General features: G+C 70.0%; 19 protein-coding genes. 7 read left to right on the forward strand and 12 right to left on the reverse strand.

The genetic code is table 11. The features are described from left to right. Positions 1 to 20: 20 nt before the first annotated feature. The 3 genes from HR086_RS02190 to HR086_RS02200 all read right to left on the reverse strand — a co-directional run bounded on the left by HR086_RS02190 (position 21) and on the right by HR086_RS02200 (position 4,726). Positions 21 to 515, reverse strand: coding sequence for a hypothetical protein (locus HR086_RS02190; protein ID WP_246137158.1), 495 nt, complete (start codon positions 513 to 515; stop codon positions 21 to 23). Next, on the reverse strand, positions 512 to 2,104 hold the full coding sequence (locus HR086_RS02195) for a glucan biosynthesis protein (RefSeq protein WP_373564247.1): 1,593 nt from the start codon (positions 2,102 to 2,104) through the stop codon (positions 512 to 514). Before HR086_RS02195 ends, HR086_RS02190 begins: the two co-directional genes overlap by 4 nt. 330 nt (positions 2,105 to 2,434) lie before the next feature. Further along, positions 2,435 to 4,726: a PAS domain S-box protein gene (locus HR086_RS02200; RefSeq protein ID WP_174464706.1), complete on the reverse strand. Its 2,292-nt coding sequence runs from the start codon at positions 4,724 to 4,726 to the stop codon at positions 2,435 to 2,437. A 160-nt stretch (positions 4,727 to 4,886) separates the two neighbouring features. Between HR086_RS02200 and HR086_RS02205 the strand changes: the two genes are divergently transcribed. Next, entirely contained in the window at positions 4,887 to 5,480 is a 594-nt protein-coding gene (locus HR086_RS02205) for a DUF2378 family protein (RefSeq protein ID WP_174464707.1), read from the forward strand. 9 nt (positions 5,481 to 5,489) lie between these two features. On the opposite strand, the gene HR086_RS02210 is transcribed toward HR086_RS02205, so the two are convergent. Continuing rightward, complete coding sequence (locus HR086_RS02210) at positions 5,490 to 6,500, reverse strand: serine protease (protein ID WP_174461774.1); 1,011 nt, start codon at positions 6,498 to 6,500, stop codon at positions 5,490 to 5,492. A gap of 182 nt (positions 6,501 to 6,682) precedes the next feature. Between HR086_RS02210 and uvrA the strand changes: the two genes are divergently transcribed. The 3 genes from uvrA to HR086_RS02225 all read left to right on the forward strand — a co-directional run bounded on the left by uvrA (position 6,683) and on the right by HR086_RS02225 (position 13,866). Then, positions 6,683 to 11,989, forward strand: coding sequence for an excinuclease ABC subunit UvrA (gene uvrA, locus HR086_RS02215; protein ID WP_174464708.1), 5,307 nt, complete (start codon positions 6,683 to 6,685; stop codon positions 11,987 to 11,989). Between the two features lie 70 nt (positions 11,990 to 12,059). Beyond that, entirely contained in the window at positions 12,060 to 12,656 is a 597-nt protein-coding gene (locus HR086_RS02220) for a glutathione peroxidase (protein ID WP_174464709.1), read from the forward strand. A 199-nt stretch (positions 12,657 to 12,855) separates the two neighbouring features. Continuing rightward, a complete protein-coding gene (locus HR086_RS02225; protein ID WP_174464710.1) occupies positions 12,856 to 13,866 on the forward strand; it encodes a DUF5996 family protein in 1,011 nt (336 codons plus the stop codon). A 66-nt stretch (positions 13,867 to 13,932) separates the two neighbouring features. Here HR086_RS02225 and HR086_RS02230 read toward each other — a convergent pair whose 3' ends face one another. The 6 genes from HR086_RS02230 to HR086_RS02255 form a co-directional block, all read right to left on the reverse strand. Continuing rightward, the gene (locus tag HR086_RS02230) at positions 13,933 to 15,039 is read right to left on the reverse strand and encodes an ADP-ribosylglycohydrolase family protein (RefSeq protein ID WP_373564248.1); all 1,107 of its coding nucleotides are present in this window, start codon (positions 15,037 to 15,039) and stop codon (positions 13,933 to 13,935) included. A 246-nt stretch (positions 15,040 to 15,285) separates the two neighbouring features. Further along, a complete protein-coding gene (locus tag HR086_RS02235) occupies positions 15,286 to 16,428 on the reverse strand; it encodes a chemotaxis protein (protein ID WP_174464711.1) in 1,143 nt (380 codons plus the stop codon). Positions 16,429 to 16,543: 115 nt separating this feature from the next. Further along, positions 16,544 to 17,134: a DUF4136 domain-containing protein gene (locus HR086_RS02240; protein WP_141642572.1), complete on the reverse strand. Its 591-nt coding sequence runs from the start codon at positions 17,132 to 17,134 to the stop codon at positions 16,544 to 16,546. A 127-nt stretch (positions 17,135 to 17,261) separates the two neighbouring features. Further along, the gene (locus HR086_RS02245; protein ID WP_141642580.1) at positions 17,262 to 17,777 is read right to left on the reverse strand and encodes a hypothetical protein; all 516 of its coding nucleotides are present in this window, start codon (positions 17,775 to 17,777) and stop codon (positions 17,262 to 17,264) included. 5 nt (positions 17,778 to 17,782) lie between these two features. Continuing rightward, positions 17,783 to 18,310, reverse strand: coding sequence for a zf-HC2 domain-containing protein (locus HR086_RS02250; protein WP_174464712.1), 528 nt, complete (start codon positions 18,308 to 18,310; stop codon positions 17,783 to 17,785). Continuing rightward, the gene (locus tag HR086_RS02255; protein WP_141642574.1) at positions 18,310 to 18,945 is read right to left on the reverse strand and encodes an RNA polymerase sigma factor; all 636 of its coding nucleotides are present in this window, start codon (positions 18,943 to 18,945) and stop codon (positions 18,310 to 18,312) included. The genes HR086_RS02250 and HR086_RS02255 overlap by 1 nt, the downstream gene beginning before the upstream one ends. A gap of 180 nt (positions 18,946 to 19,125) precedes the next feature. On the opposite strand from HR086_RS02255, the gene HR086_RS02260 reads away from it, so the two are divergent. Next, complete coding sequence (locus tag HR086_RS02260; RefSeq protein ID WP_174457236.1) at positions 19,126 to 19,704, forward strand: TIGR02265 family protein; 579 nt, start codon at positions 19,126 to 19,128, stop codon at positions 19,702 to 19,704. Between the two features lie 10 nt (positions 19,705 to 19,714). Here the strand turns inward: HR086_RS02260 and HR086_RS02265 are convergent, their stop codons facing one another. Together HR086_RS02265 and HR086_RS02270 are read right to left on the reverse strand one after the other, a co-directional pair. Next, positions 19,715 to 20,191 (reverse strand): peroxiredoxin, encoded by a 477-nt coding sequence (locus HR086_RS02265; RefSeq protein WP_141642576.1) that lies wholly within the window; start codon positions 20,189 to 20,191, stop codon positions 19,715 to 19,717. A 295-nt stretch (positions 20,192 to 20,486) separates the two neighbouring features. Further along, positions 20,487 to 21,776 (reverse strand): hypothetical protein, encoded by a 1,290-nt coding sequence (locus tag HR086_RS02270; RefSeq protein WP_174457235.1) that lies wholly within the window; start codon positions 21,774 to 21,776, stop codon positions 20,487 to 20,489. A gap of 402 nt (positions 21,777 to 22,178) precedes the next feature. Between HR086_RS02270 and HR086_RS02275 the strand changes: the two genes are divergently transcribed. Further along, positions 22,179 to 22,349, forward strand: a complete 171-nt coding sequence (locus tag HR086_RS02275) for a hypothetical protein (RefSeq protein ID WP_174457234.1) — start codon at positions 22,179 to 22,181, stop codon at positions 22,347 to 22,349. A 166-nt stretch (positions 22,350 to 22,515) separates the two neighbouring features. Beyond that, positions 22,516 to 23,318, forward strand: an 803-nt coding sequence (locus HR086_RS02280; protein ID WP_174464713.1) for a hypothetical protein, incomplete at its 3' end; no start/stop codon positions are given.

Below are 23,318 nucleotides of genomic sequence, written 5' to 3' on the forward strand. Positions count from 1 at the left end.
AGGCTCCGCTGCACCCCCGCTCAGCGGGAGATGGAGACGTCCGGCGACACCCCGCGCCACCAGCGGCGCAGCAGCTCACCGAACGGCCACAGCACGAGCTGCTGCTCGGGCATCACCGCGCTGACCTGCGCGGGCGCCGGCACCGGCACCGCCGCGCGCGCCGCCTTCACGAAGTCCTCCGGCGCCGAAGCCCGGGTGAGCAGCCGCGCGCCACGGTTCGCGCCGTCGCACAGGACGAAGGCCGCGCGGCCTCGCGCCAGCAGGCCCGGGCCCGCGTGCTCCATCCCCAGGACGCTCGCGAACCACGTCTCCATGCGCGCGCGCGCCAGCGCCACCGCCGCGGGGGGCTGGGCACCCTGGGCGCCGTAGCCGTCCAGCACCCATGCCGCCAGCGCGGACAGGTCCGCCTCGGTGGTGAAGCCGAAGCCGCGGAAGAAGGTGTCGAGCGCCGCGCGAGAACGCGGGACGGCCCACACGGTGGACGGGACGGAGGGGCAGGCAGTCAGCGTCGTCACGGAATCCACAGGTAGCTCCAGGTCTCGGTGAGAGTCTCCGGGCCGCGCTTGAGGTACGCGCGCAGCTCGGTGGGGACGGCAGGGGAGGCGGGGTGCAGCTCGAAGGTGGCGCGCCAGCCACCCGAGGGCGTGTGGCGGTTGGCGATGGGGCGCAGGACCTTGCCCGAGCCGGCGCTGACGACGAGCTCCACGGGCGTGGTGCTCTCCTTCAGGTCCGGCACGGGGGAGAAGTCGATGACGAAGCGGCGCATGGGGCGCGCGTCCTTCAGCCTCGCGCCCTTCCAGGAGTCGCCCGCGTCCAGTCGCGTGCTGACGACGGTGGCGCCCGTCACGGGCCACGGCGAGCGCGAGCCCCAGTGCAGCTTGTACGCGACGCGCAGCGAATCGCCAGCGGCCAGCGGCTTCTGGGGCACCCAGAAGGCGACGATGTTGTCGTTCGTCTCGTCCGGCGTCGGCAGCTCCACCAGCCGCACCACGCCCGGGCCCCACTCGCCCACCGGCTCCACCCACGCGCTGGGCCGGCGCTCGTAGTGCGCCTCCAGGTCCTCGTAGTGGGCGAACGCCGTGTCGCGCTGCAGGACGCCGAAGGCGCGCGGGCTGTCCACCTGGAAGCTGGAGACGTTGATGCGCTCGGGGTTCTGCAGGGGCCGCCAGAGCTGCTCGCCCGTGCGCGTCCAGACGAAGAGGCCGTCCGAGTCGTGCACCTCCGGCCGGAAGTCGTCGTAGTCGCCCCGGTCGTTCTCCCCGAAGAGGTACATGCTCGTCAGCGGCGCCACGCCGAGCTGCTCCACCGGCTTGCGAGCGAAAATCGTGGCCTCCACCTCCATCACCGTGTTCGCCCCGGGGATGACGGTGAAGCGATACGCGCCGGTGACGCTGGGGCTGTCCATCAGCGCGTGCACGACAGCGCGGTCCGCGCCGGGAGCGGGCTTCTCCAGCCACAGCTCACGGAAGGCGGGGAACTCCTCGGGGCGCGACGTCGCCGTGTCGAGCGCGAGCCCGCGCGCGGACAGGCCATACAGGTTGCCCTGGCCCAACGCCCGGAAGTAGCTGGCGCCCAGGAACACCACCAACTCGTCGAAGAGGTCCGAGCGGTTCAGCGGATGCGACAGCCGCATGCCCGCGTAGCCATCCGCCTTCTTCAGCGGGCCGGGCTTCACCAGCGGGCCGTAGGTGAACAGCTCCGGCGAGAAGCGCAGCGGCGCCGACCTGCCGCCGGTCACCTCGTACATCGCCACCGGGAACTGGAAGAAGAAGCCGGGGTGGAAGAACTGCGCCTGGAAGGGCAGCCCCGCGTCACGCCACTGCGCCTTCTCCGGACGGAAGCGGATGTCCCGGTACGCGTCGTAGTCCAGCGTCTTGTAGGACTCCGGCAACGTCGACACGGGCTCCACGTACGCCCGCGCCGCCTTCGCCCTCGCCCGCTCCACCACCGTCTCCGACGTGAAGCTCGAGCCGCCCCGGGACTGCGACGTGGACGGGGCGGGGGCCGCCGCGCACGCGGTTCCGGCCGTGGCCACCAGCGCCACGCCCAGCCACCGCACGCACGCCGCGCGCGTCCCACCGTGCTTGTTCCTGTCCGCCGTCACGCCTGATGCCTCCGGGAAAACCGAGGGGGCGAGCGGCTCCTGGTGACTCCCGGACCTCGCTCGACTCCGCCGCCCGCATGGCCTCCACGGTGCGGCGCGTCAGCCCAGAGCAACCCCCGTACCAGCCCATGACGCGGTCGTTCATCCCTGGAATATCTTCAGGAATCGCGCACGCTTACTCGGAGGATTTAGTTTGAGGTCAATGAAGCTGCGGGCTTGCGGGGGCGTCGTGTGACGCAGCCTGGGCAGGGCCGTGGAATCGCTGGGGAATTGAAGGACAGCCGGCGCGTGAGTCTGTCCGATTCTTCCACAGGTGGACTGTGACCCGGATCAGGCGCGGGCCAATCGTTCCTGCACCAAGGACAGCAGCTCGCGGCCCGCGAAGGGCTTCTCGAGATGCGGGCTGGTGACGGTTTCAAGGAAGGCGCGGGCCTGGGGTGTCACCGCACCGCCGGTGAGGAAGACGACGCGGCGGGCCTGGTCCGGATAGCGCTTCATCAGCGTGGAGTAGAAGTCCATGCCGCTCATGCCGGGCATCATCAAGTCGCAGAAGACGACGTCGTAGTGCTCGCCGGCTTCGATTCGCTCCAGCGCGTCCTGCGCGCGCGTGGCGAGCGTGACGTCGTGGTGGGGGCGCAGCGTGCGGCCGAGCGCCGTGCAGACCAGGGGTTCGTCATCCACCACGAGCAGCCGTCCGCGCTTCTCCGCGGAGGCGGGCGCCTCCAGTGGCGGCGGTGGTGGCAGCGCGCGCGGGCGCTCGGACGGAGGCAGCAGCACCTGGAAGGTGGAGCCTCGGTTGGGGGCGCTGCGCACGCGAATCTCGCCGCCCAGCGCCGTCACCAGGTTGTGGCAGATGGACAGGCCCAGGCCGGTGCCCACGCCGGGAGCCTTGGTGGTGAAGAAGGGGTCGAACAGGCGCGGCAGGTGCTCCGCGGCGATGCCCACGCCCGTGTCCGACACCTCCACCAGCACGCGGCCTCCATCACCCATGCGCGCGGCGACGCGAATCTCGTGGCGGTCCGGCGAGCCCTCCGGAATGGCCTGCGCGGCGTTGACCAGGAGATTCAGGAACACCTGGCCCAGCCGCGACTCGTTGGCGCGCACGGGCGTGACGTCCTCGAAGAGCTTCACCAGCCGGGCGCGGTGGCGGATCTCCGTGGTCGCCAGGTTCAGCGTGGAGTCGAGCACCTGGCGCACGTCGACGACGGAGTCCTCGAGCGAATCCACCCGACTGAAGGTCTTCAGGTCGCGGACGATGGTTCGCACGCGCTCGGCGCCCTGCTGGGCCTCGGCGAGCGCGGATTGCGCGTCCGCCAGGGACTCGGTCACCGTGGCGTCCATGCCGGGCGCGCCGGGGCCGGGCAGGTTGGACAGCTCCTCGCGCGCGAAGGCGAGGTTGGCGGTGAGGTAGGCCAGCGGGTTGTTGATTTCATGCGCCACGCCCGCGGCGAGCGTACCCACGGAGGCCATGCGCTCGGCGAGCATCAGTCGCGCCTGCATCTGGTGGCGCTCCGTCAGGTCATGCGCCACGGAGACAATGGAGTCCTCGCCGTCGAAGTGCAGTGGGAAGGTGGTGGACTCCACGTGGAGGATGCCGCCGTCGCGCCGCACCATGCGCCTTTCTGAAAGGGCGTTGCGCCCGGTGCGCAGGGCCTCGTGCATGCGCGCGTCCGCCGAGGCCAGGTCCTCGGGGGGAATCATGTCGGAGATGTGCTTGCCGATGAGCTCGCGCACGTCCGAGTAGCCCAGCGCGCGGGCGACCTTCAGGTTGGCGTAGCGCACGCGCGCGTCACGGTCGAAGACGGCCACCAGGTCCGGCAGGCTCTGGATGAGCGTGCGGAAGCTCACCTCCGAGCGGCGCACCTCCTCCTCCGCCTGCTTCAGCGGGGTGATGTCCGGGAAGAAGGAGATGACGTGCGGCTCGCCCGCATAGGGCACCAGCCCCATGAACAACAGCGTGTGGCGCACTTCGCCGGTGCTGGTGTGGTACTGCGCGTCCACGCCCCGCACCGAGCCGTGCTGCCGCAGCCGCTCCATGACGTGGGCGCGGTCGAACGGGCGCTCCCACAGGCGCAGCTCCACCGTCGTCTTGCCCAGCATGTCCTCGCGCGAGTAGCCGAACGCCCGGAAGTAGGCGTCATTGGCCGCCACGACGCGGCCTTCGCCCAGCGTGGTGATGGAGGTGGGCACCGGGCTGACGGAGAGCATGGTGTCGCGCAGTTCGTCGCCGAACGGCACCCCGACGCGCGACTCGCGGCGGGCGGAGCGGCGCTCGGCCATGTCCAGCCGCAGTCGCAGCTCCTCCGCGTCCATGGGCCAGGCCAGCACTTCATCCGCGCCGTCCTCCAGCGCGGGCTCCAGCAGGTGGAGCGCGCCGCGTCGCCCCACCAACATCACCACCGCCGCGGCGCCACCCGGCAGGCTGCGCAGGGCCCGCACGAGGGGCATTCGCGAGCCCGGCTCGCGCGCATCCAGCACCACCAGGGGACAGGGCTCGGCGCGCCAGGCCGCCGGTACTTCCACGTCACGAGCGACGTGGACCACCGTGTTCCCCCTGGCTTCCAGCAGGGTTTCCAGTGGCGACAGGTCCGCCCCTCCCTGAGCGACTATCAGGACCCGCATGGGACTCCTTGCATGCAAACGACCATCGTTGCACGAGCCCTCGTGTTGTAAAAGTGTGCTGAGGCGCTAGTTTTCCAGGGCAACGAAAGCCGCGCGGACAGCGGGCTGTTAGAGTGGTTCCGGGCCGGTGCGGACCGGCGGATTCGGAGGGGGGAACGCCATGGAGCGGCGGGGCTCGAAGGACGCGGCGGTGGGGGCTCGGAAGGCGCCCTACGTGCCAGTGCAGGTGCCACGGCGCAACTTCGAGGGGCTGTTCGTCCATGCGCTGAAGCCCTCCGGCGCGTTCGCCCAGTCTCTGCGAGACATCGGCTACGACACGGACACGGACGCATCGCAGGAGTACTACCCCCTCACCGTGTGGCGCGCGGCGCTGGGTGTGGCGCGGCGCTTCGCGTGCGCGGGACAACCTCCTGAGGAGGCAAACCGGGCGCTGGGGCACCGCTACGTGGAGGGCTTCGCGCAGACGTTGGTGGGGCGCATCTTCGCCACCGCGGCGCCACTGTTGGGTACCGAGCGTTGTCTGACGCGGCTGCCCACGTACCTGAAGGCGGGGCGCGAGGACATGAAGATGGTCCTGGAGCCGGTGCAGGAGCGGGAGTGGCGCGTGCGGGTGGTGGACGGGGACCCGTTGCCGGACTTCGTGGCGGGCGTGGTGGAAGGCGTGCTGCGGCGCACCCGGGTGCGGCCGCTCGTGGACGTGCTGGACCGGCAGCCGGCCGGCTACGCGCTGCGCGTTCGCTGGGAGGATGCGTGAGGCGGCGCGTCAGTTGAGGTAGTTCTTGGGCGGCGGCGCCGAGTGCCTGGCGATGCGGGCGGCTTCTGGACGGATTTTCTGGAGCCAGCGGCCGATGACGTCCAGCAATCCATCGAAGGTGTCGCGCAGGGCCCAGGCCCGGTCGTCGGAGTCCGGCAAATCATCGCAGCGCGTGAGTCCGTCGCGCAGCGCGCGCTGGGCGCCAGGGAAGGCCTTGCACGAGTCGATGAGTCGCTCGGCGGTGCGGGCATAGAGGCGGTAGCAGCCGTCCACGTCGCCCCGGTTGTACGCGGGGGCGCCCGCGTTGATGGCGTGGCCCAGCGTGGTGGCGATGGACTCCAGCGCATCCGTCGTCGCGCCTTCCAGCACGCTCAACGGATGTTGCGGCACCCTTCTCACGCGTCCGGCCCTGCGGCGAGGCGCCTCCAGCGCGGACAGGGGCGAGGCGGCCGAGCCCCGCAGGAGCGGCGCGATGTAGCGCGTGGGGATGACGAGGCCCAGGGAGCGGCCGTTGGCCAGCGCCGCGGTGGCCACGCCGACCACCGCGCCGCGCATGTCCAGCACCGGCCCGCCGGAGGACTCCTCCGGAAGCGTGCGCGTCAGCTCCAGCAAGGTGAGCCAGTCGCCGAGCACCTGGACCGCCCGCACTTGCTGGGAGCGAACCTCCGGTGCGGGGCCGGCGCCGGCTCGCAGGACGTAGACGGTGTCTCCCTCGGCGGGCAGGGGTGCGGGCGCCAGACCGAGCGGAGGCGCCAGGTCCGTCACCGGTAAACGGAGGATGGCCAAATCACGGCGGTCATCCATCGCCGCCACCTGGTCCACCTCCGCGCGCGTCCCATCCGCCATCACCGCGTGGATGAGGCGTGCTCCCGCCACGGCATGCAGGCTGGTGACGAGGTGTCCCTGTCCGGTGGCGACGAAGGCAGAGGCCGTGTGGCCATCGACTTCCAGCAACACCAGGGAGGGCGAGGCTTGGACCAGCGCGTCACGGGGGGGAGAACTGTTGCTTCCCTCGGCCATGGAGAGCCTCCTGCATCGCGGGGCATCTGGGCACCTGGGCCGGGCGCCGCCCCCGCGCGCTCATTGTACCCCAGTTGTAGCAAGCCGCTCGCCCTTCACCCAACCAGGGGGGGCATTCGTTGACGCGTTGGTTCACTTGTCTGTGGCGTTGAAGTGTCAGGTCGTTAAACCTCCGACCCGAAATGCACAAGACCCACCTCGTAGGCGCCCGAACGCACAACCTGAAGGACCTCTCCGTGGACCTCGCGGAAGGGGAGCTGGTCTGCATCACCGGAGTCTCGGGGGCGGGCAAGTCGAGTCTGGCGCTCGACACGCTGTATGCCGAGGGTCAGCGGCGCTTCGTGGAGAGCTTCAGCCCGTATGCCCGGCAGTTCCTGGAGCGGCTGGAGCGGCCGCCCATGGAGGCGCTGGAGCCGGTGGCCGCGGGTGTGGCGGTGGACCGGCGCGCGCCGGTGAAGAGCTCGCGCTCGACGGTGGCGACGCTGGCGGACGTGGAGCCGTATCTGTCCGCGCTCTTCACGCGCGAGGCGATGCCGGTGTGCCCGGACTGCGGCGTGGAGGCGGTGCGCACGGATGCGCGCGTCGCGGCGTCGGCCCTGCTGCGCGAGTCGCCGGAGGCCCAGGCCCTCATCGCCTTCCCGCTGCGCATCGCGGACACGGCCTCGTTCCTGGACGTGCGCGCCCGGTTGCTGAAGGACGGCTACCACCGGCTGGTGGTGCAGGGCGAGGTGCGGGAGCTGGAGTCGCTCAAGCCCTCGGAGGCGACGGACTCCGCGGGCGTGGCGCGGGTGCTGGTGGACCGGGTGAAGCTGTCTGCCTCGCAGCTGTCGCGCGTGACGCAGGCGATGGAGGACGCGTGGGCTCGCTCGGAGGGCGAGGCGGTGGTGCTGGTGGCCGGCGCCGAGCCGAAGCGGGTGCGCAGGGGGCTGGTGTGTCCGAAGTGCGCGCGTGAGTTCGAGGCCGCGCGGCCGGGCCTGTTCAGCTACCAGTCGCCGGTGGGCGCGTGCGCGCCGTGTCGAGGCTTCGGGCGCACCATCGGCATCGACTGGGACAAGGTGATTCCCAACCCGGCGCTGAGTCTTTCAGAGGGGGCCATCCGTCCGTGGTCCGGCGCGTCGACGGAGTGGGAGCGGGGCATGCTCCAGCGCTGGTGCCGCGCGAAGGGGATTCCCATGGACGCGCCCTGGGCGTCGCTGACGCCGGCGCAGCGGGAGTCGGTGCTGGAGGGTGCGGGTGACTACGACGAAGGGCGCGCCTATCCGGGCGTGCGCGCGTGGTTCCGGTGGATGGAGGGGCGCACGTACAAGATGCACGTGCGCGTTCTGCTGGCGCGCTACCGCGCGTATTCGCTGTGCCAGAGCTGTGGCGGCGCGCGGCTCAATGAGCAGGCGCGCGCGTACCGCGTGGGCGGGTTGGACCTGCCGGGCTGGCACGGGCTGGAGCTGACGGAGGCGCTGGCTCGGCTGGAGGCGCTGGGCACGACGACGGGGCAGGGCGAACTGGCGCGGCGTGAGCTGTCCGGGCGCCTGAGCTACCTGCGGCGCGTGGGGTTGGGCTACCTGACGTTGGACCGCCAGGCGCGCACGCTGTCCGGAGGCGAGGCGCAGCGCGTGTCGCTGACGGCGGCGCTGGGGACGTCACTCACCGGCTCGCTGTTCGTCCTGGACGAGCCCACGGTGGGACTGCATCCCGGGGACGTGCCTCCGTTGACGGAGGCCATCGCGGAGCTGGCGGAGCGGGGCAACATCGCGCTCGTGATTGAGCATGACCCGCTGGTCATCCGCTCCGCGCATCGCGTGCTGGAGCTGGGCCCCGGCGCGGGCCGCGAAGGTGGACGGCTGTGCTTCGATGGTCCGCCGGAGGCGCTGGCGAAGCGCAAGGACCTGCCCACCGGTCGACTCCTCGCGGGGAGCGATGAGGCGCCGAGGACGCCTCGCGTGAAGACGGGCTCCATCGAGGTGCGGGGCGCGCGGGAGCACAACCTGAAGGCGCTGTCGGTGAGCGTGCCGCTGGGCGTGCTGTGCGCGGTGACGGGGCCGAGCGGCTCCGGCAAGAGCACGCTGGTGGACGAGGTGCTCTACCGGCACCTGGCCCGGCGGCTGGGCGTGAAGGACGTGGAGGCCCCGGGCGTGGTGGACGCGCTGGAGGGGGCCGAGGCGGTGAAGGCCATCACCTTCGTGGACCAGTCTCCGCTGGGGCGCACGTCGCGTGGCAATGCCGCCACGTACACCAAGGCGTGGGACAGGCTGCGCGAGCGCTTCGCCGCGGAGCCCGACGCGCAGGTGCGCGGACTGACGCCGGCCCACTTCTCCTTCAACGTGGACAAGGGGCGCTGCGAGGCGTGCTCGGGCGAGGGCTACGAGACGGTGGAGATGCAGTTCCTCGCGGACGTGGCCCTGCTGTGCGCGGTGTGCCGGGGCCGGCGCTTCAAGGAAGAGGTGCTCGCCGTCCGCCACCAGGGCTTCAGCGTGGCGCAGGTGTTGGAGATGACGGTGTCCGAGGTGCTCCAGCACTTCGGGAGCGACGCGGCCCTCCAGCGCACGCTGGGGCCGGTGGCGCGGCTGGGCCTGGGCTACCTGCCCCTGGGGCAGCCCCTGTCCACGTTGTCGGGCGGAGAGGCGCAGCGGCTGAAGCTGGCGCGTGCGCTGGCCACCGAGTCGAAGGGCTCGCTGTTCCTCATCGACGAGCCGAGCGCGGGCCTGCACGCGGAGGACGTGCGTCACGTCATCGACGCACTTCATGCGCTGGTGGACCGTGGCGCCAGCGTCATCGTCGTGGACCACGACGTGTCGGTGATGAAGGCGTCGGACTGGGTCATCGACCTGGGGCCGGTGGGCGGCAAGGACGGCGGCCAGTTGGTGGCTGAAGGCACGCCCGCGGACGTGGCGCGTGGCGAGGGCGCGACGGCGGAGGCGCTGCGAGGTGAGCGCAAGCCGTTGGGCCGTTCGGTGAAGCCGCGCAAGCCGGGCAAGGACGTCGCTCCGGCCATCGAGGTGGAGCACGCGCGCGAGCACAACCTTCAGGACGTGTCGTGCAAGATTCCGCTCGGGAAGATGACCGTCGTCACCGGCCCGAGCGGCTCGGGCAAGAGCTCGCTGGCCTTCGACGTGGTGTTCGCGGAGGGACAGCGGCGCTTCCTGGAGACGCTCAGCCCCTACGCGCGGCAGTTCCTGCCCACCATGCCCCGGCCGGACGTGGAGCGCGTCAGCTCCATTCCGCCCACCGTGGCGCTGGAGCAACGCACCTCTCGCGCGGGTGGCACGAGCACCGTGGCCACCGTCACCGAGGTGGCCCACTACCTGCGCCTGCTGTTCGCCAAGCTGGGGGAGCCGCACTGCCCTCGCGACGACACGGCCATCACCTCCATCTCTCCGGAGCTCCTGTTCGCGCAGCTCTCCGCGATGAAGGGCGAGGCGACGGTGCTGGCGCCCGCGGTGCGCTCGCGCAAGGGCACGTACCTGGATGTCTTCACGGCGGCGGCGCGCGGGGGCATCACCACCGCCATCGTCGACGGGCAGCTCGCCTCCACGGATGACCCGCCGCGACTGGCGAAGACGCGCGAGCACGACATCGACCTCGTCATGTACGAGGGCAAGGTCTCCAAGCTGCCGCGTGACGTGTTCGACAAGGCGCTGGGCTGGGGACAGGGCGCGCTGAAGCTGCGCACCTCGAAGGGTGAGACGCTGCTGTCCACCGAGCGCACCTGTCCCCAGTGCGGCACCGCCGTGCCGGAGCTGGACCCGCGCTGGTTCTCCTTCAACACGAAGCAGGGGCGCTGCGACTCGTGCGAGGGCACGGGTGTGCAGGGCGGACCCACGGCGCAGGCCGAGGGCGAGACGGCGCCGTGCCGCGCGTGCGGTGGCAGTCGGTTGGACCCCATCCCTCGCGGCGTGCGGCTGGAAGGGGCGCGCTACCACGAGGTGGTGAAGCAGTCCGTGGCCTCGGCGCTGGAGCGCGTGAAGGGCTGGAAGTTCAAGGGGGACCGCGCGCTCCTGGGCGAGCCGTCCCGACAGGAGCTTCTGCGGCGCATGGAGTTCCTGGAGCGTGTGGGCCTGGGCTACCTGTCCCTGGACCGCAACGCGGCCACGTTGTCGGGCGGAGAGATGCAGCGACTGCGCTTGTCCGCGCAGCTCGGCGCGGGCCTCACCGGGGCGATGTACGTGCTGGATGAGCCCACCATCGGCCTGCATCCGCGTGACACCCACCGCCTGCTCGACAACCTGCGCGCGCTGGTGAACACGGGCTCCACGGTGCTGGTGGTGGAGCACGACTCGGACACCATCCGCGCGGCGGACCATCTGCTCGACCTGGGACCCACCGGTGGCCGTGGCGGCGGACGCATCCTCGCGGAAGGCCCGCCGGACGTGGTGCTGCAGAGCGACTCTCCCACGGCCGTCGCGCTGCGCGAGGCTCAGGTGCGGCCTCCTTCAGGACGCGGAGAGCCAAAGCACTGGCTGGAGCTGAAGGGCGCGCGCGCCAACAACCTGAAGCGCGTGGACCTGCGGCTGCCCGTGGGCCGGCTCAACGTCGTCAGTGGCGTGTCCGGCTCCGGCAAGAGCACGCTGATTCGCCAGGTGCTCTACCCGGCGCTGCGCGAGGCGCTGGAGCTGGTCTCCTCGAAGCCGGGCCCCTTCGATTCGCTGAAGGGCGTGGACCCGGTGAAGCGGGTGATGTCGGTGGACCAGTCGCCCATCGGTCGCACGCCGCGCTCGGTGCCGGCGACGTTCCTGGGCATCTGGGACGAGCTGCGCCGGGCCTTCGCCGCCACGCCCGAGGCGAAGATTCGGGGCTTCTCCGCCGCGCGCTTCTCCTTCAACACCGCCGCCGGTGGACGGTGCACCGCGTGCGAGGGGCAGGGCTCCATCTCCCATGAGATGTCCTTCCTCCCGGACGTGGTGACGCCGTGCGAGGCCTGCGGCGGCGCGCGCTTCGACGCGGCCACGCTGGAGATTCGCTACCACGGCCTGTCCATCGGCGACGTGCTGCGGCTGTCCGCCGACGAGGCGAAGGACGTCTTCCGCTCCATTCCCAAGGTGGCCGCGCCGCTGCAATGCCTGTCGGATTTGGGCGTGGGCTACCTCCAGCTCGGACAAGGCTCCAACACCCTGTCCGGCGGCGAGGCGCAGCGGCTCAAGCTGGCGTCCGAGCTGACGGCCTCCTCACGGCACGAGCCCACGCTGTACGTGCTCGACGAGCCGACGACGGGCCTGCACCTGGGCGACGTGGAGAAGCTCATCACCTTCCTGGGGCGACTGGTGGACCGGGGCGACACGCTGGTGGTCATCGAGCACCACCCGTCCGTCATCGGCGCGGCGGACCACGTCGTGGAGCTGGGGCCGGAGGGCGGCGATGACGGCGGCCTCATCGTCGCGGAGGGCACGCCTCGCGAGGTGGCGAAGGTGAAGACGGCCACCGGGCGGGTGCTCAAGTCCCTCTTCTCCGGCGAGGACCGTCACGCATCGCGTCGCGGCGCGACGGGGAGCCGGTGAGGGTGGGATGTCGAAGACAGGACAGAAGGTCGTGAAACGGGGGCGGGGCTTCGGCATTCTTGGCGGCCCCATGAGAACCCTCCATGTACTGACCGTCGCCACGGCGCTCATCGTCACCCCGGCACTCGCCGGGGATTCGGCGACGAAGCCCACCACTCCCGCGAAGTCCCAGCCCCCGAGCGAGAAGAAGCCCATGTCCCTGCATGACCTGTCCGCGAACCGTCTCGATGGCAAGGCCGAGAAGCTCTCCGATTTCCAGGGCAAGGTCCTGGTCGTGGTGAACACCGCGTCGGAGTGTGGCTACACGCCGCAGTACGCGGGCCTGGAGAAGCTCTTCCAGGACTACAAGGACAAGGGCGTCGTCGTGCTGGGCTTCCCGTCCAATGACTTCGGCGGGCAGGAGCCGGGCAGCTCGGAGGACATCAAGAAGTTCTGCGAGCTGCGCTTCAAGGTCAGCTTCCCCATGTTCGAGAAGGTGAAGACGAAGGGCGACGGCCAGTCCCCGGTCTACGCCTTCCTCGCGAAGAACCACGACGCGCCGAAGTGGAACTTCCACAAGTACGTCGTGGGCAAGGACGGCCAGGTGAAGGCGGGCTTCCCCAGCAAGGTGACGCCGGAGAGCGACGAGCTGCGCAAGGCCGTCGACGCCGCGCTCGCCCAGCCGTAGTGGACGGCTGAGCTCTCGCCGGCCCGGAGCGAGCATCCGCCCGGGCCGGTGCCGGGTCGTCCGTCGGGAGCCCGAGGGCTCGCGAGGACTGACGCTCCGTCCTCCGTCCTCCCTGCATGCGGCCCGTGAGGCCACCGTGGCATGTGGGCCATGAGGGGCCCACCGTGGTGGTGGACGTGGCCCTTGAGGAGGGAGCCGCATGGCCATCGCGTCGATACCCGGACTGGGAACGAAGGAGGAGGCGTGGCCGGCGCTTCCATTCGCGGAGTGGAAGGACACCTATGCCACGCTGCACCGGTACACCCAGGTGCTCGGCAAGGTGCGGCTGACGCTGACGCCACCGGAGAACCACTGGTGGAATGTGTCGTTCCGCGTGACGGCGCGGGGTCTGACGACAGGGCTCATCCCCTATGGGAATGGCGGCTTCGAGGTGGACTTCGACTTCCTCGCCAGCGAGCTGCGCTTCCTGACGAGTCAGGGGGACGTGCGCGTCATGGAGCTGACGTCCCGACCGGTGGCGGAGTTCTACCGGGATGTCATGGCCACGCTGCGCTCGCTGGGCATCGAGACTCGCATCTGGGAGCAGCCGGTGGAGATACCGGACGACACCACGCCGTTCAGTCAGGACCGGCACCACGAAACCTATGTGGCCGAGCACGCGCAGCACTGGTGGCGGGCGCTGCTCCAGGCGGACCTCATCCTGAAGGAGTTCCGGGCCCGCTTCACCGGCAAGTGCAGCCCGGTGCAGTTCTTCTGGGGGAGCTTCGACCTGGCGGTGACGCGCTTCGGTGGCCGGCCCGCGCCGGTGCGTGAAGGCGCGGATGCGGTGACGGCCGAGGCCTACTGCGAGGAGGTCTGCAGCGCGGGCTTCTGGCCCGGCAGCGAGGCCCTGGGCGGCGCGGCGTTCTATTGCTACGCGGCACCGGAGCCGACGGGCTTCGCCGCCGCGCGCGTGGAGCCGGCGGAGGCGGGATACGACGCGGGCCTCAAGGAGTTCCTGCTGCCCTACGAGTCGGTGCGCCACGCGAAGGACCCCAAGGCGTTCCTGCTCGACTTCTTCCAGACGAGCTACGACGCCTGCGCGAACCTGGGGAAGTGGGACCGGGCCCGGCTGGAGCGGCCGCTCATCATTCCCGACAGCTTGAAGGCGGCTCGCGGCTCCGTCAGTGCCACGGAGGCCGAGCAGCCCACCGCCGACAGTCACTCGTGAGGGCGTGGCTCCGTGGCCGTTGCGTGATGCACCCGTGAGCGCCACGGCGGAGATGCGCCGTGGCGTTCAGTACGGTGGCAGCAAGCGGCGGAAGCCGTGTGCGAGCACGATGGCGAGGACTCCCAGATTGCGAGGGAGCAGTCCGGGCCAGAAGAGGGCGAGCGGGCCCGTCCTCTCGGCAGGGGGGGCGCCTGAGGGGAACTGCCGCGCCAGGCGTTCAGCGAGCGTCCGCATCCACTGAGTTGAGCGAGGCCACTCGGCGACGCCGTCCAGCCATGCCTGGGGAATGCCGCCCGCGCCGACGGTGGCTCCGAGCATGCCTCCCACGATGGCGCCCACCGTGTCCGTGTCTCCGCCGAGCAGGATGACTTCCTCCACCGCGCGGGGGAGGTCGTCCGGGTGGCGCAGCCACGCATAGAGGGCCACGGGCACGGTGTGCATGACGTAGCCCGTGACTCCACGTCCCAACCCGAGGACCTCGGCGAGCTCCGTCAGGGAGGCACCGCGCGCCAGTTGGGCGCTCAGCGTGTCGAGCACCGCGTGAAAGTCAGCGGTGGTGGTGGCTTCGCGCAGCATGCGCAGCGCGGCCTCCGAGTCCTTCACGGCCTCGGGCCCGTGCAGGGCGCCGTACGCGGCGGCTCGTGCGACGAGGCGCGCTCCGTCCTCGGCCCGGGGATCTCGATGGGTCAGCCGTGTGGAGGCCCGCACGAAGGCATCGAGCCGCTCTGGCTGCGCGGCGAGACAGGCTCCCAACAGGGGTGCTCGCATCGCCGGGCCGTTGCCCGCGGAGACGACGCCGCTGTGCTCGGGCGGGAAGCCGAACCACAACTTCATGATGGCGCGCACGGTCGCCCAGCCGATGCCCGCGGGCAGGGCCAGGAACCACCCCCGCAGTCTCCACCCGAGGTTGCGAGCGAAGCGCGGCGCGTCCTCGGGTTGCGCGAGCAGGGCCTGTCCCGTCATGCACGCGTGCTCTGTGTCATCGCTGGCGAAGCCCCGGCCCAGCACCAGCCGGTGTCGCAGCGGCGCGCCTCCAAACATGCGGTGTGCCCGTCGGGGGCCGAGCCCTTCCCGGGGCAGACCCAGGGCGTCTCCCACGAGGGTTCCGAGCAGTGCACCGGTGATGAGGTCCTGACGTGAGCGCGAGTCCATGTCCGGGACGAATGCAATCACGGAGCCCGCCCCGCGCCGAGAGTGTTCACAGTCTTGGCGCGAAGGGCGCCTGACAGATTGGCAAAGCTCGTCGGGAGGTGGCGTCAGGATGTCGGGGCCGCGCGCGAGTCGCTGCCGCCGCGCGACGCTCAGTCCATGCGCCGACGCCACGCTGGCAGGGCGCGTCGAGAGATGGCGTCAGGAGTTCGAGGCCGCACGCGAGTCGATGCCGCCTCGCGACGCTCAGCCCATGCCCCGTCGCCATGCTCAGCCCATCCGTCGACGCCACGCACGCGTGAGCAGGATCGCGACGGCGACCACACCCACCACGCCCAGCAGAGTCAACCCGAGCAGCCACAGGAAGATGCGGTCCACCAGCATGGCGGCACGCTGGAAGGCGTGGTCCACCAATCCGTAGCCGATCTGCTCGCCCTGCTGGAGTGTCTCCACGCGTTCGGTGTGAAGCGCCGCGAGAATCGCCTGCCGCTCGCCTCGCACGTCCCCCATGAGCGCCTGTCGCTCCGACTCGATGAACCGCTGGAGAGCCTCCCTGCCCGCGTCGAGAGCGCTCAGCACCGCCGTCCTCTCGCGGGCCACCATCGCGGGAGTCCCCGCCGCCAGCGCGCCCAACTGGTCCAGCGTGTCCACCACGCGGTCCAGGTCCCGCATCGCCTCCTTCGCGGGCAGCGTCCTCAGGACCTCCTGCGCCATCGACTCCACCTGCCAGCGGGCCTGTCGGGGGAGGGACGCGGCGTAGAGGTCCACGCGCGCGGTGATGTCGCGCACGTCTTCGACGAGTGCCCCGGCCGTCCCCCTCGCCCCCATCCCGGACAGAGACGTCACGTCCGCCAGCAACCCCACGGTGGACACCCGCGCGACGAGCGAGCCCACCAGCGGGTTCTTCGCGGCCCACTCATGGACGAGGCGGTGCGCGGGCGACACGTCCGCATGGCCGGACACGTCCTTCCACAGCGCCTCCACTTCGGCCTCCTGCTCGCGCAACATGCGCTCGGCCTTGGCTGTCACCTCGGGTGACGCCCCCGCGGAGACGGCCCACTGCGGAAGCGCGAGCTCGAGCTGCGCGAGCAGGGCCCACGCATCCACCAGGGCCGCCACGGGGTCGGGCTGGAGCAACGCGGCCTGCATCGCCGGCACGGAGTTGATCTTGAAGGTGGTCATCGCCTCGCGCACGGAGGCCGAGCCCGAGCGCGCGGCGATTTCATCCGAAGAGACCTCCAGCAACCCGGAGAAGCGGCGCGCCATGTCCCGCACCCGCGTACGCAACGCCCCGACGGACAGGTCCGAGCGGCCCACGCGGCGCACCAACTCCGAGCGCGGCGCCGAGACGGTGCAACCGCCAAGGCAGGCGAGCAGCAAGACGCAGCCAGCGAGTCGGCGGACGCGAGACATGGAGCGCAGGCAACCTGGGCATGTCCGCCCGCGCCGACGAGTGTTCCCGAGGACACGCCCGTGTCCGACGCCTGACGCTCCCATACGTCAACGGCGTCGGACACGGGCCCGCACGTCACTTCTTCCCGGGCTTGGGCGGGAAGCGCTCCAGGATTTCCTTCACGGACTTGTCGATGTTCGACTGCCGCTTCTCCGCCTTGGCGTTGTCGTCAATCTCCGCCTGCGCCTGCCCGCGCCAGACGAGCTTCTTGGACTCGGCGTCCACGATGTCCAGCAGGAGGGTGCCCTGCTCGTACTCGCGCACATACGTCTCGGGCGCGGACATGGCGACGGTCCCACCGCCGTAGAACGGGTCCCACATCGAGTTGTACGGATAGCCGTAGTAGGAGTTGACGGTGTCCGCTTCAATCTTGTTGTCGATGGCCCCATGCCAGCCGATGAGGAAGTTGGGGTTCGCCCCCGCATCCACCTTCTGGTAGCCGTGCGACTGCAGATACGCGTCGGCCGCGTGCTGCACCTGGCCACCGACGATGGGATTGTAGACGCGCTTGTCGGTCCCCTCTGGCTGCGGGAGCCACGCGTAGGTCTTGTATCCGTCGATCTGCTGGACGGCGCTGGGGTCGTAGTTGCTGCTCACGTCGATGCTCGCGCAGGCCGTGAAGGCCAGGCCCAGCAGCAGGGGTGCGAGTCGGGGCAGTAGACGCATGGAATCCTCCTCGGTGGCGGCGCGGCACGCGCCGTTGGCTCCCTGACGGTAGGCACGGGCGCTCATCGCCCCCGGGGACGGATGCCCGTCCGTCCCCGACTCCAGTCTCATTCCCGAGGGAGGGGCCTCAGTCTTCGCCCCGAGAGTCCCCCGGCAGCTCGTTCTTCCAGAATCGCTTGGTCTTCACTCCGCCGCCGCGCGCGAGGGCGAGCGCCAGCTTCGCCCGCTTCTCCGGAGCAAGCTCCTTGGCCAGCGCCTGGTACATCTCCCGGTCCAGCGCGGCGATGCGCTCGCGCGCCTCGAACGCACGCTGCGCGGCGGCGTCCACCTGGGCCAGCGCCGCGCTGTCGCCCCGCGCCGCCTGATGCAGCGTGCGAGCCGCGTCGCGAACCTGCTCCCGCAGAGGCCGCCGCTTCTCGTCGAAGCGCCGCAACGTCTCTTCCATCTTCAACGCCTGCGCGTTGTCCAGCTCCAGCGCGTCCGACAGCGTCAGCACCTGCCGCAGCCGCATCCGCTTCTCCGCGCGCTCCATCCGCTCGGCCTCGCGAGGCTGCTGCTCCGCGCCCTCCTTGTTGCCGGGCCGGGCCAGCGCCAGCCAGGGCACCAGCACCACCGTCACCGCCACCCACGACTTGCGAGTCATCGTCTTCACAGCGTCTCCCCCAGCAGCGCTTCCTCGTCCCAGCTCTCGACGTCGTCGAGCGCTTCCTCGTCTTCCCACTCGGAGCTGGCCTCCAGCGGCTCCAGCCCCGCCCAGGCCTCGAAGTCCGCCAGCGCCCGCGCTTCCACCGCGCGCTCCTCGGATGGCAGCTCCTGGGGCTCCGGCGGGGTGTTCCAGTCCCAGGGGCGCGGGATGCCTGGCACCAGGACCATCACCGCCACCGCCGCTGCCGCCGCCACCAACGAGCCCACGGTGCGTCGCCGCAGCGCCTGGCTCATGCGCTCCCGCTTCCATGTGTCCAGCGCTCGCTGGGGCAGCGCTTCCTGTGCGTGCTTCTCCGCCGCCGTCGGCGCGGGCAACGTCAAGAGCGACAGGACCTCCACCGACGCGGCGAAGGCCTCGCGGCACCCCGCGCACGACTCCAGATGGTGGAGCAGGGCCACGGTCTCCGACGCCTCCAGCGCCCCCGCGGCGTGGAGATCCACCCGCGCTTCCTGGTCAGGGCATGCAGCCATCAACGCATCTCCTCGGGCTCGCCCACCCGCGCCTTCAGGCGCTTCACCGCATGGTGGAACTGCACCTTCGCATTGTTCTCGGTGATGCCGAGCGTCTCCGCGATGTCCTTGAACGCCAACCCGGCGTCCACGCGCAGCGTCAACACCTCGCGCTGACGCCTGGGCAGCGTCAGCACCGCCTCGCGCACCTCGCGCGCTCTCTCCGCCCGCTCCAGGCCGTCCTGCGCGGACTCGCCAGGGGCCTCCGCCACCTCGTCGTTCGCGGCCTCCACCAGCACCGGCCGCCACCGCTGGCCGTGCCGCGCGTGGTTCTTCGCCAGGTTGAGGGCGATGCGCACCAGCCACGCACGGAACGGCGCCGGGCCCACGGGCGTGAAGCGCGCGAACACCCGGCGAGAGGCCTCCAGCGCGCGCAGGAAGGCGGCCTGCGTCAGGTCCGCCGCGTCCTCGGGCCGGGTCGTGTAGCGGCGCACCAGCGAGAAGACGAGCGCCCGGTGCCGCGTCACCAGCACCTCGAAGGCCGCCTCCTCGCCGTCCAGGAAGACACGACAGAGCACCTCGTCCGGCGCCCGCTCCAGGGCCAGCCGGCGAGACGGCATCGCCACGACCCGGCCGCCTGTCTCCCTGATGCTCACGACGCCTTCAACCCCCGAGCCGCCCCCAGGTTATTTTTCGACGCGTTTCCGCCATCGCATCAATTCATGAATCTCAGGAAATGACAGCGATTTGGCCGACACTCGGTTGTGACGTCGGGTTGCCCTGTTCGCTCGGCCGCTGTCAGAATGGCCGCGGTTGGTGCAACCCACGGACTTCTCATGGTTCTGGAAGGCTCGGGCTCTCGCATCAAGGGGGGCGTGCTCATATCCCGCTTGAACATGCTGCGCCGGCACGGCGGGCAGGTTCGGGTGGACGAGGTCCTCGGGCGGCTGCCCCCGTCGGACCAGGCATTGCTTCGCAAGTCGATATTGCCGGTGGCCTGGTATCCGCTGGAGCTGAACCTGCGGCTGGACTCGGCCATCGCGGAGGTGCTGTCGCCGGATGACGAGGGCCGGGCCTTCATCGACATGGGCCGCGCGTCCGCGGACGAGTCGCTCCACGGTCCGCAGCATGCCTTCGTGAGGGCGGGGGACCCGCACTTCCTGTTGAGCCAGGCGGCGCGCATCTACCGGTTCTATTACGCGGTGGGCTCGCGCACGTACGACTGGACGGGGCCCCGGTCCGCGGTGCTGCGCACCTTCAGCGCGGAGAACGTCACGGAGGCCGACTGCCTCACCATCATCGGCTGGCACGAGCGAGCCATCGAGCTGTCGGGCGGTCAGTCGCCGCGAATCACCCACCCGATGTGCCGCGCCCGGGGCGCATCCCATTGCGAGTACTACTGCCTCTGGGACTGAAGCCCGGGGTTCAGGCTGCCGTGTCGTAGGCGACGGAGAGCGGGGTGGACTCGAGGTAGCGCAGGACGTCATCCAGGTGGCGGTACACGCGCACCTCGTGGCGGATGATGTCCTCGATGCGGCCGTCGGGGCCGATGATGAACGTGACGCGGCGGTCCACCCGGAGCACCGGCCAGAGCACGTCATAGGCCCGGCTGATGACCCGGTCCGGGTCTCCGAGCAGGGAGAAGTGGATGTCTTCCTTCTCCGCGAAGGCGCACTGGGTGCGCTGGGTGTCCACGGAGACGCCCACCAGCTCCGCGCCCAGCTCCTGGAGGCGGTGGTGGTTGTCCCTGAACGCCCGGTTCTCGATGGTGCAGCCGAGCGTGAAGGCCTTGGGAAAGAAGAACAGGACGACCCTGCGGCCCCGGAGCGCGGACAGGCTCAGGGGCGCGCCATGGCAGTCCGTGGCGGAGAAGTCCGGCGCGAGGTCTCCAATGGCGAGCATTCCGACGGCTCCCTTTCTGGTGGCCGCGACGGTCCACCGGTACCACGTTTTCCGCGCGAGTCCGGGGACGTATTCCCCACCGGACGCCACCCGTTCTCCCCTCGACTGCGGGACTGTGTCCTTCCCAAGTCCCGGGGAGGGGCGCGTCCTGCATCGCATGGTTGGAGTCACCGGGGTGTTAAGTAATGTTGAGCGCCGCGCCAGGGGGTGGAGCCGTCAACGCACCCGGCGACACCCGGTGCGGCGCTCACACCCCCCTCACTCCCGCGGAACGTAAGCCAGGCCGTCAGGGGCTTCAGCGAAACCCATGGGGGTTGAACAGGGGCTGTCTGTTCTGCTGGCAGTCGATGGTCTGCTGGATGAGGTTCGGATGGCGGAACGGGAGCAGGTTCATGCCCGGCGCGGCGAGTCCATCCGCCTCCAATTTGCTCTGGAGGAACTCGAGGCTCTCCTTGGGGGTGACTTGCGACTGGCAGGACTCGTCCAGGTAGACCTTGGGGTCGGGAAGGTAGTGGCCGGAGGCGGAGTCCGCCTGGGTGACCTGGCCTCCTTTCGCCAGCAGTATGCCCGCCGCATACACGTCGCCCCCTGACGCCAGATAGCTGTGGGGCACGGCGTTGTTCGTGTTGGCATCAGTCCCCGTGTAGGAGATGGCCACCCGCCCATCCTTCGCGCGGTGGGAATAGGCGTAGTAGCCGTCCTGGGCCAGGTCGTTCGGGCCCGACAGGAAGCTCACCCCGGGAATCTCGGTCGGGTCTTCGGGATAGCTCCACCTCCCCGTGGCGAATGCATTCAGCCAATCCTTCCAGACGCCATGATTGGACCAGGTCTTCGGCGCAACGGGGGCGTCGGCCATATCGCACGTGGGAAGAGGCATGGGCAGGAAGCTGTCCATGAGGCCGGGGACCTTGCACACGTCCTGCCGCAGGCCGGTCATGTTCGTCAGCGCGTTCGGCGGGCCACTGGGGCCCATGGGGAGCGACATCGCATTCGCCTTGGGCAGGATGTTCTCCACCGCGCTCTGGGCCGCGAGGAACATGGTGCCGTACTTCAACACCTTCCACGCGAGCCCACCCCAGCCTCCCGAGTCCTGCTGCGTGTCCTCGTCATCAAGGTCCTCCTGCGGCCCCACCGGGTAGTCCGTCCCCTCCCGGGCATTCAGCTGCTGGGTCAGCAGGTCCGCGGCGTCTTCGTAGTACTCGAACTCCTGGTCCTCCCCCATGGCCGCGAGCTGCTGCTTCATCTCGGGCCAGTAGCGGTCGGGAATGCCTTTGTCCCAGAGGAACTCCTCCACCGTCTTCCAGGCCTCGTCGACGCTCTCCGTGACGTCACCACTGGTGATGCGCATGCGCTGGACGACGGGGGCCCGTGGTGGGCCGCGCTGCAGCGCCGCCACCCTGGGGCTCGTGTTCAGCAATTGCTGGTAGCCGGACACGCGCTGGACCGGAGGGCTCTGATTGGCGCGTTGCTGGCATTGCGCGAGCCCCCGCTCCGCGCTCGTGTGGACTCCCTCCCCGCTCACGGTGCGCGAGGGATGGGCCATGCCGTGCATCTCAGAGGGGGCTGCATAGGCCGTCGCGCGCATGGGCTCAGCTCCTGTGGGCTGTCCCAAGAATAGACGCGGGGCTCGCCTCGGAAACAGTTGCTGGCGAGTCCTCCCACTCGAAGGGACTCCCCGCGTCGGGCCCCCTACCCGTGGAGTCGAGAGAGATGGGGATGGATGTGATGCGGAAAGCCCTGTCATGGAAAGCCGCTACAGCGCGGGCGCGCGCCGCGTGGATGGGATTTGAGGCGCTGTCCGGGGATGTCGGGTCGTCAACGGTGCAGCCACGCCATGTCACTGGGTTGAGAGGATATGGCGCTCGGGGGTTGTCTTGAATTCGTGATGGGATTGCCCTGGGTGGCGTGGTGTCTGTTTTGTGGAATGCGTTGTGATAGTCCTTGGGGGCGCCAATCCAGGCGTGACCGGCGTACCGGGAGGTTGCACATGGAACATTCGAACCGTGATGAAATCCTTGCGCAGACCCTGATGGAGATGCAGAGCGCGGAGCCCGAGGGCTTCGAGAGCTCCGGACTGAACCCCTGCAACCTGAGCGACTCCAACGCCGAGCACACCATCGGCATGTGGTCGATCTGGACCACCGAGCAGAACAACTAGTCGCACCGCGCGACTTCGCAGGCACCTGCCCCAGGCGCTGGTGGTGGCCTGGGGCAGGCGTAAAGGCCGGGCGGGACGTCTGGCGCGGTGTTCATGCGCAAGGCCCCGAGCTTCAAACCATGGGCAATCTCAACCTGCTGCCGCAGCACATCCGGGGAGTCGCGAGATGAGCAAAGTGGACGAGCGAGTCTGGGCCGGCATCGATGTCCTGCTTGATGATTACGCGCGCCTCGTGCCGGAGGACCAGGTCCTCGTGGCCTACACGCCCGAGAGTCGCGAGTCCGCCGCGTGGATTGCCACCGTCTTGCGGATGCGTGGGATGGAGGCCGCCTTGTTGGGGATGCGGCCCAAGCCCTTCCCCGACGAGACCTTCCCTCAGCGCCTGGACGCGGCGTTGCCGCCTCCGGAGAGCCTCAAGGGCAAGCTGGTCATCATCACCGTCGAGCGCGACTCGATGTCGCACATGATGACCTTCCGCAACGCCCTGGCGCGCTACGATTTGGACAAGTGGCTGGCGGTGCGAATCATCAACGCCTCCCAGGACTTCTTCCTCAAGGCGCTGAACGTCAGGTCCGGGATGTTGTCGGAGCTCAACGCGGGCTTGCTGGACCGGTTCATGAAGGCGCGCGAGCTGAAGGTGAAGACTCCATCGGGAACGGACCTGCGTATCGGGCTCGACTCGGAGCGGTACCGGTGGATCAGCAACCGGGGCGTGTGGCGTCCTGGGAGCTTCGTCATCCTGCCTGCGGGAGAGGTGGCCACCTTTCCGGGCACCGTGGACGGTGTCCTGGTCGCCGACGGGGCCTTCAACATCAATGCCTTGACGCAGGTCGATGCGCGTCTGGCGAAGAATCCCATCCGCATCCGGATTCAGGACGGCCATGCCGTCGATTACGAGTGTGACAGTCCCGAAGTGAGCCGCCTGGTGGAGGCGGTCTTCGCCCAGCCCAACTCCAGACGGGTGGGGGA

Origin of the sequence: Myxococcus sp. CA039A (genome assembly GCF_013336645.1) — a bacterium.
Lineage (GTDB): Bacteria > Myxococcota > Myxococcia > Myxococcales > Myxococcaceae > Myxococcus > Myxococcus llanfairpwllgwyngyllgogerychwyrndrobwllllantysiliogogogochensis.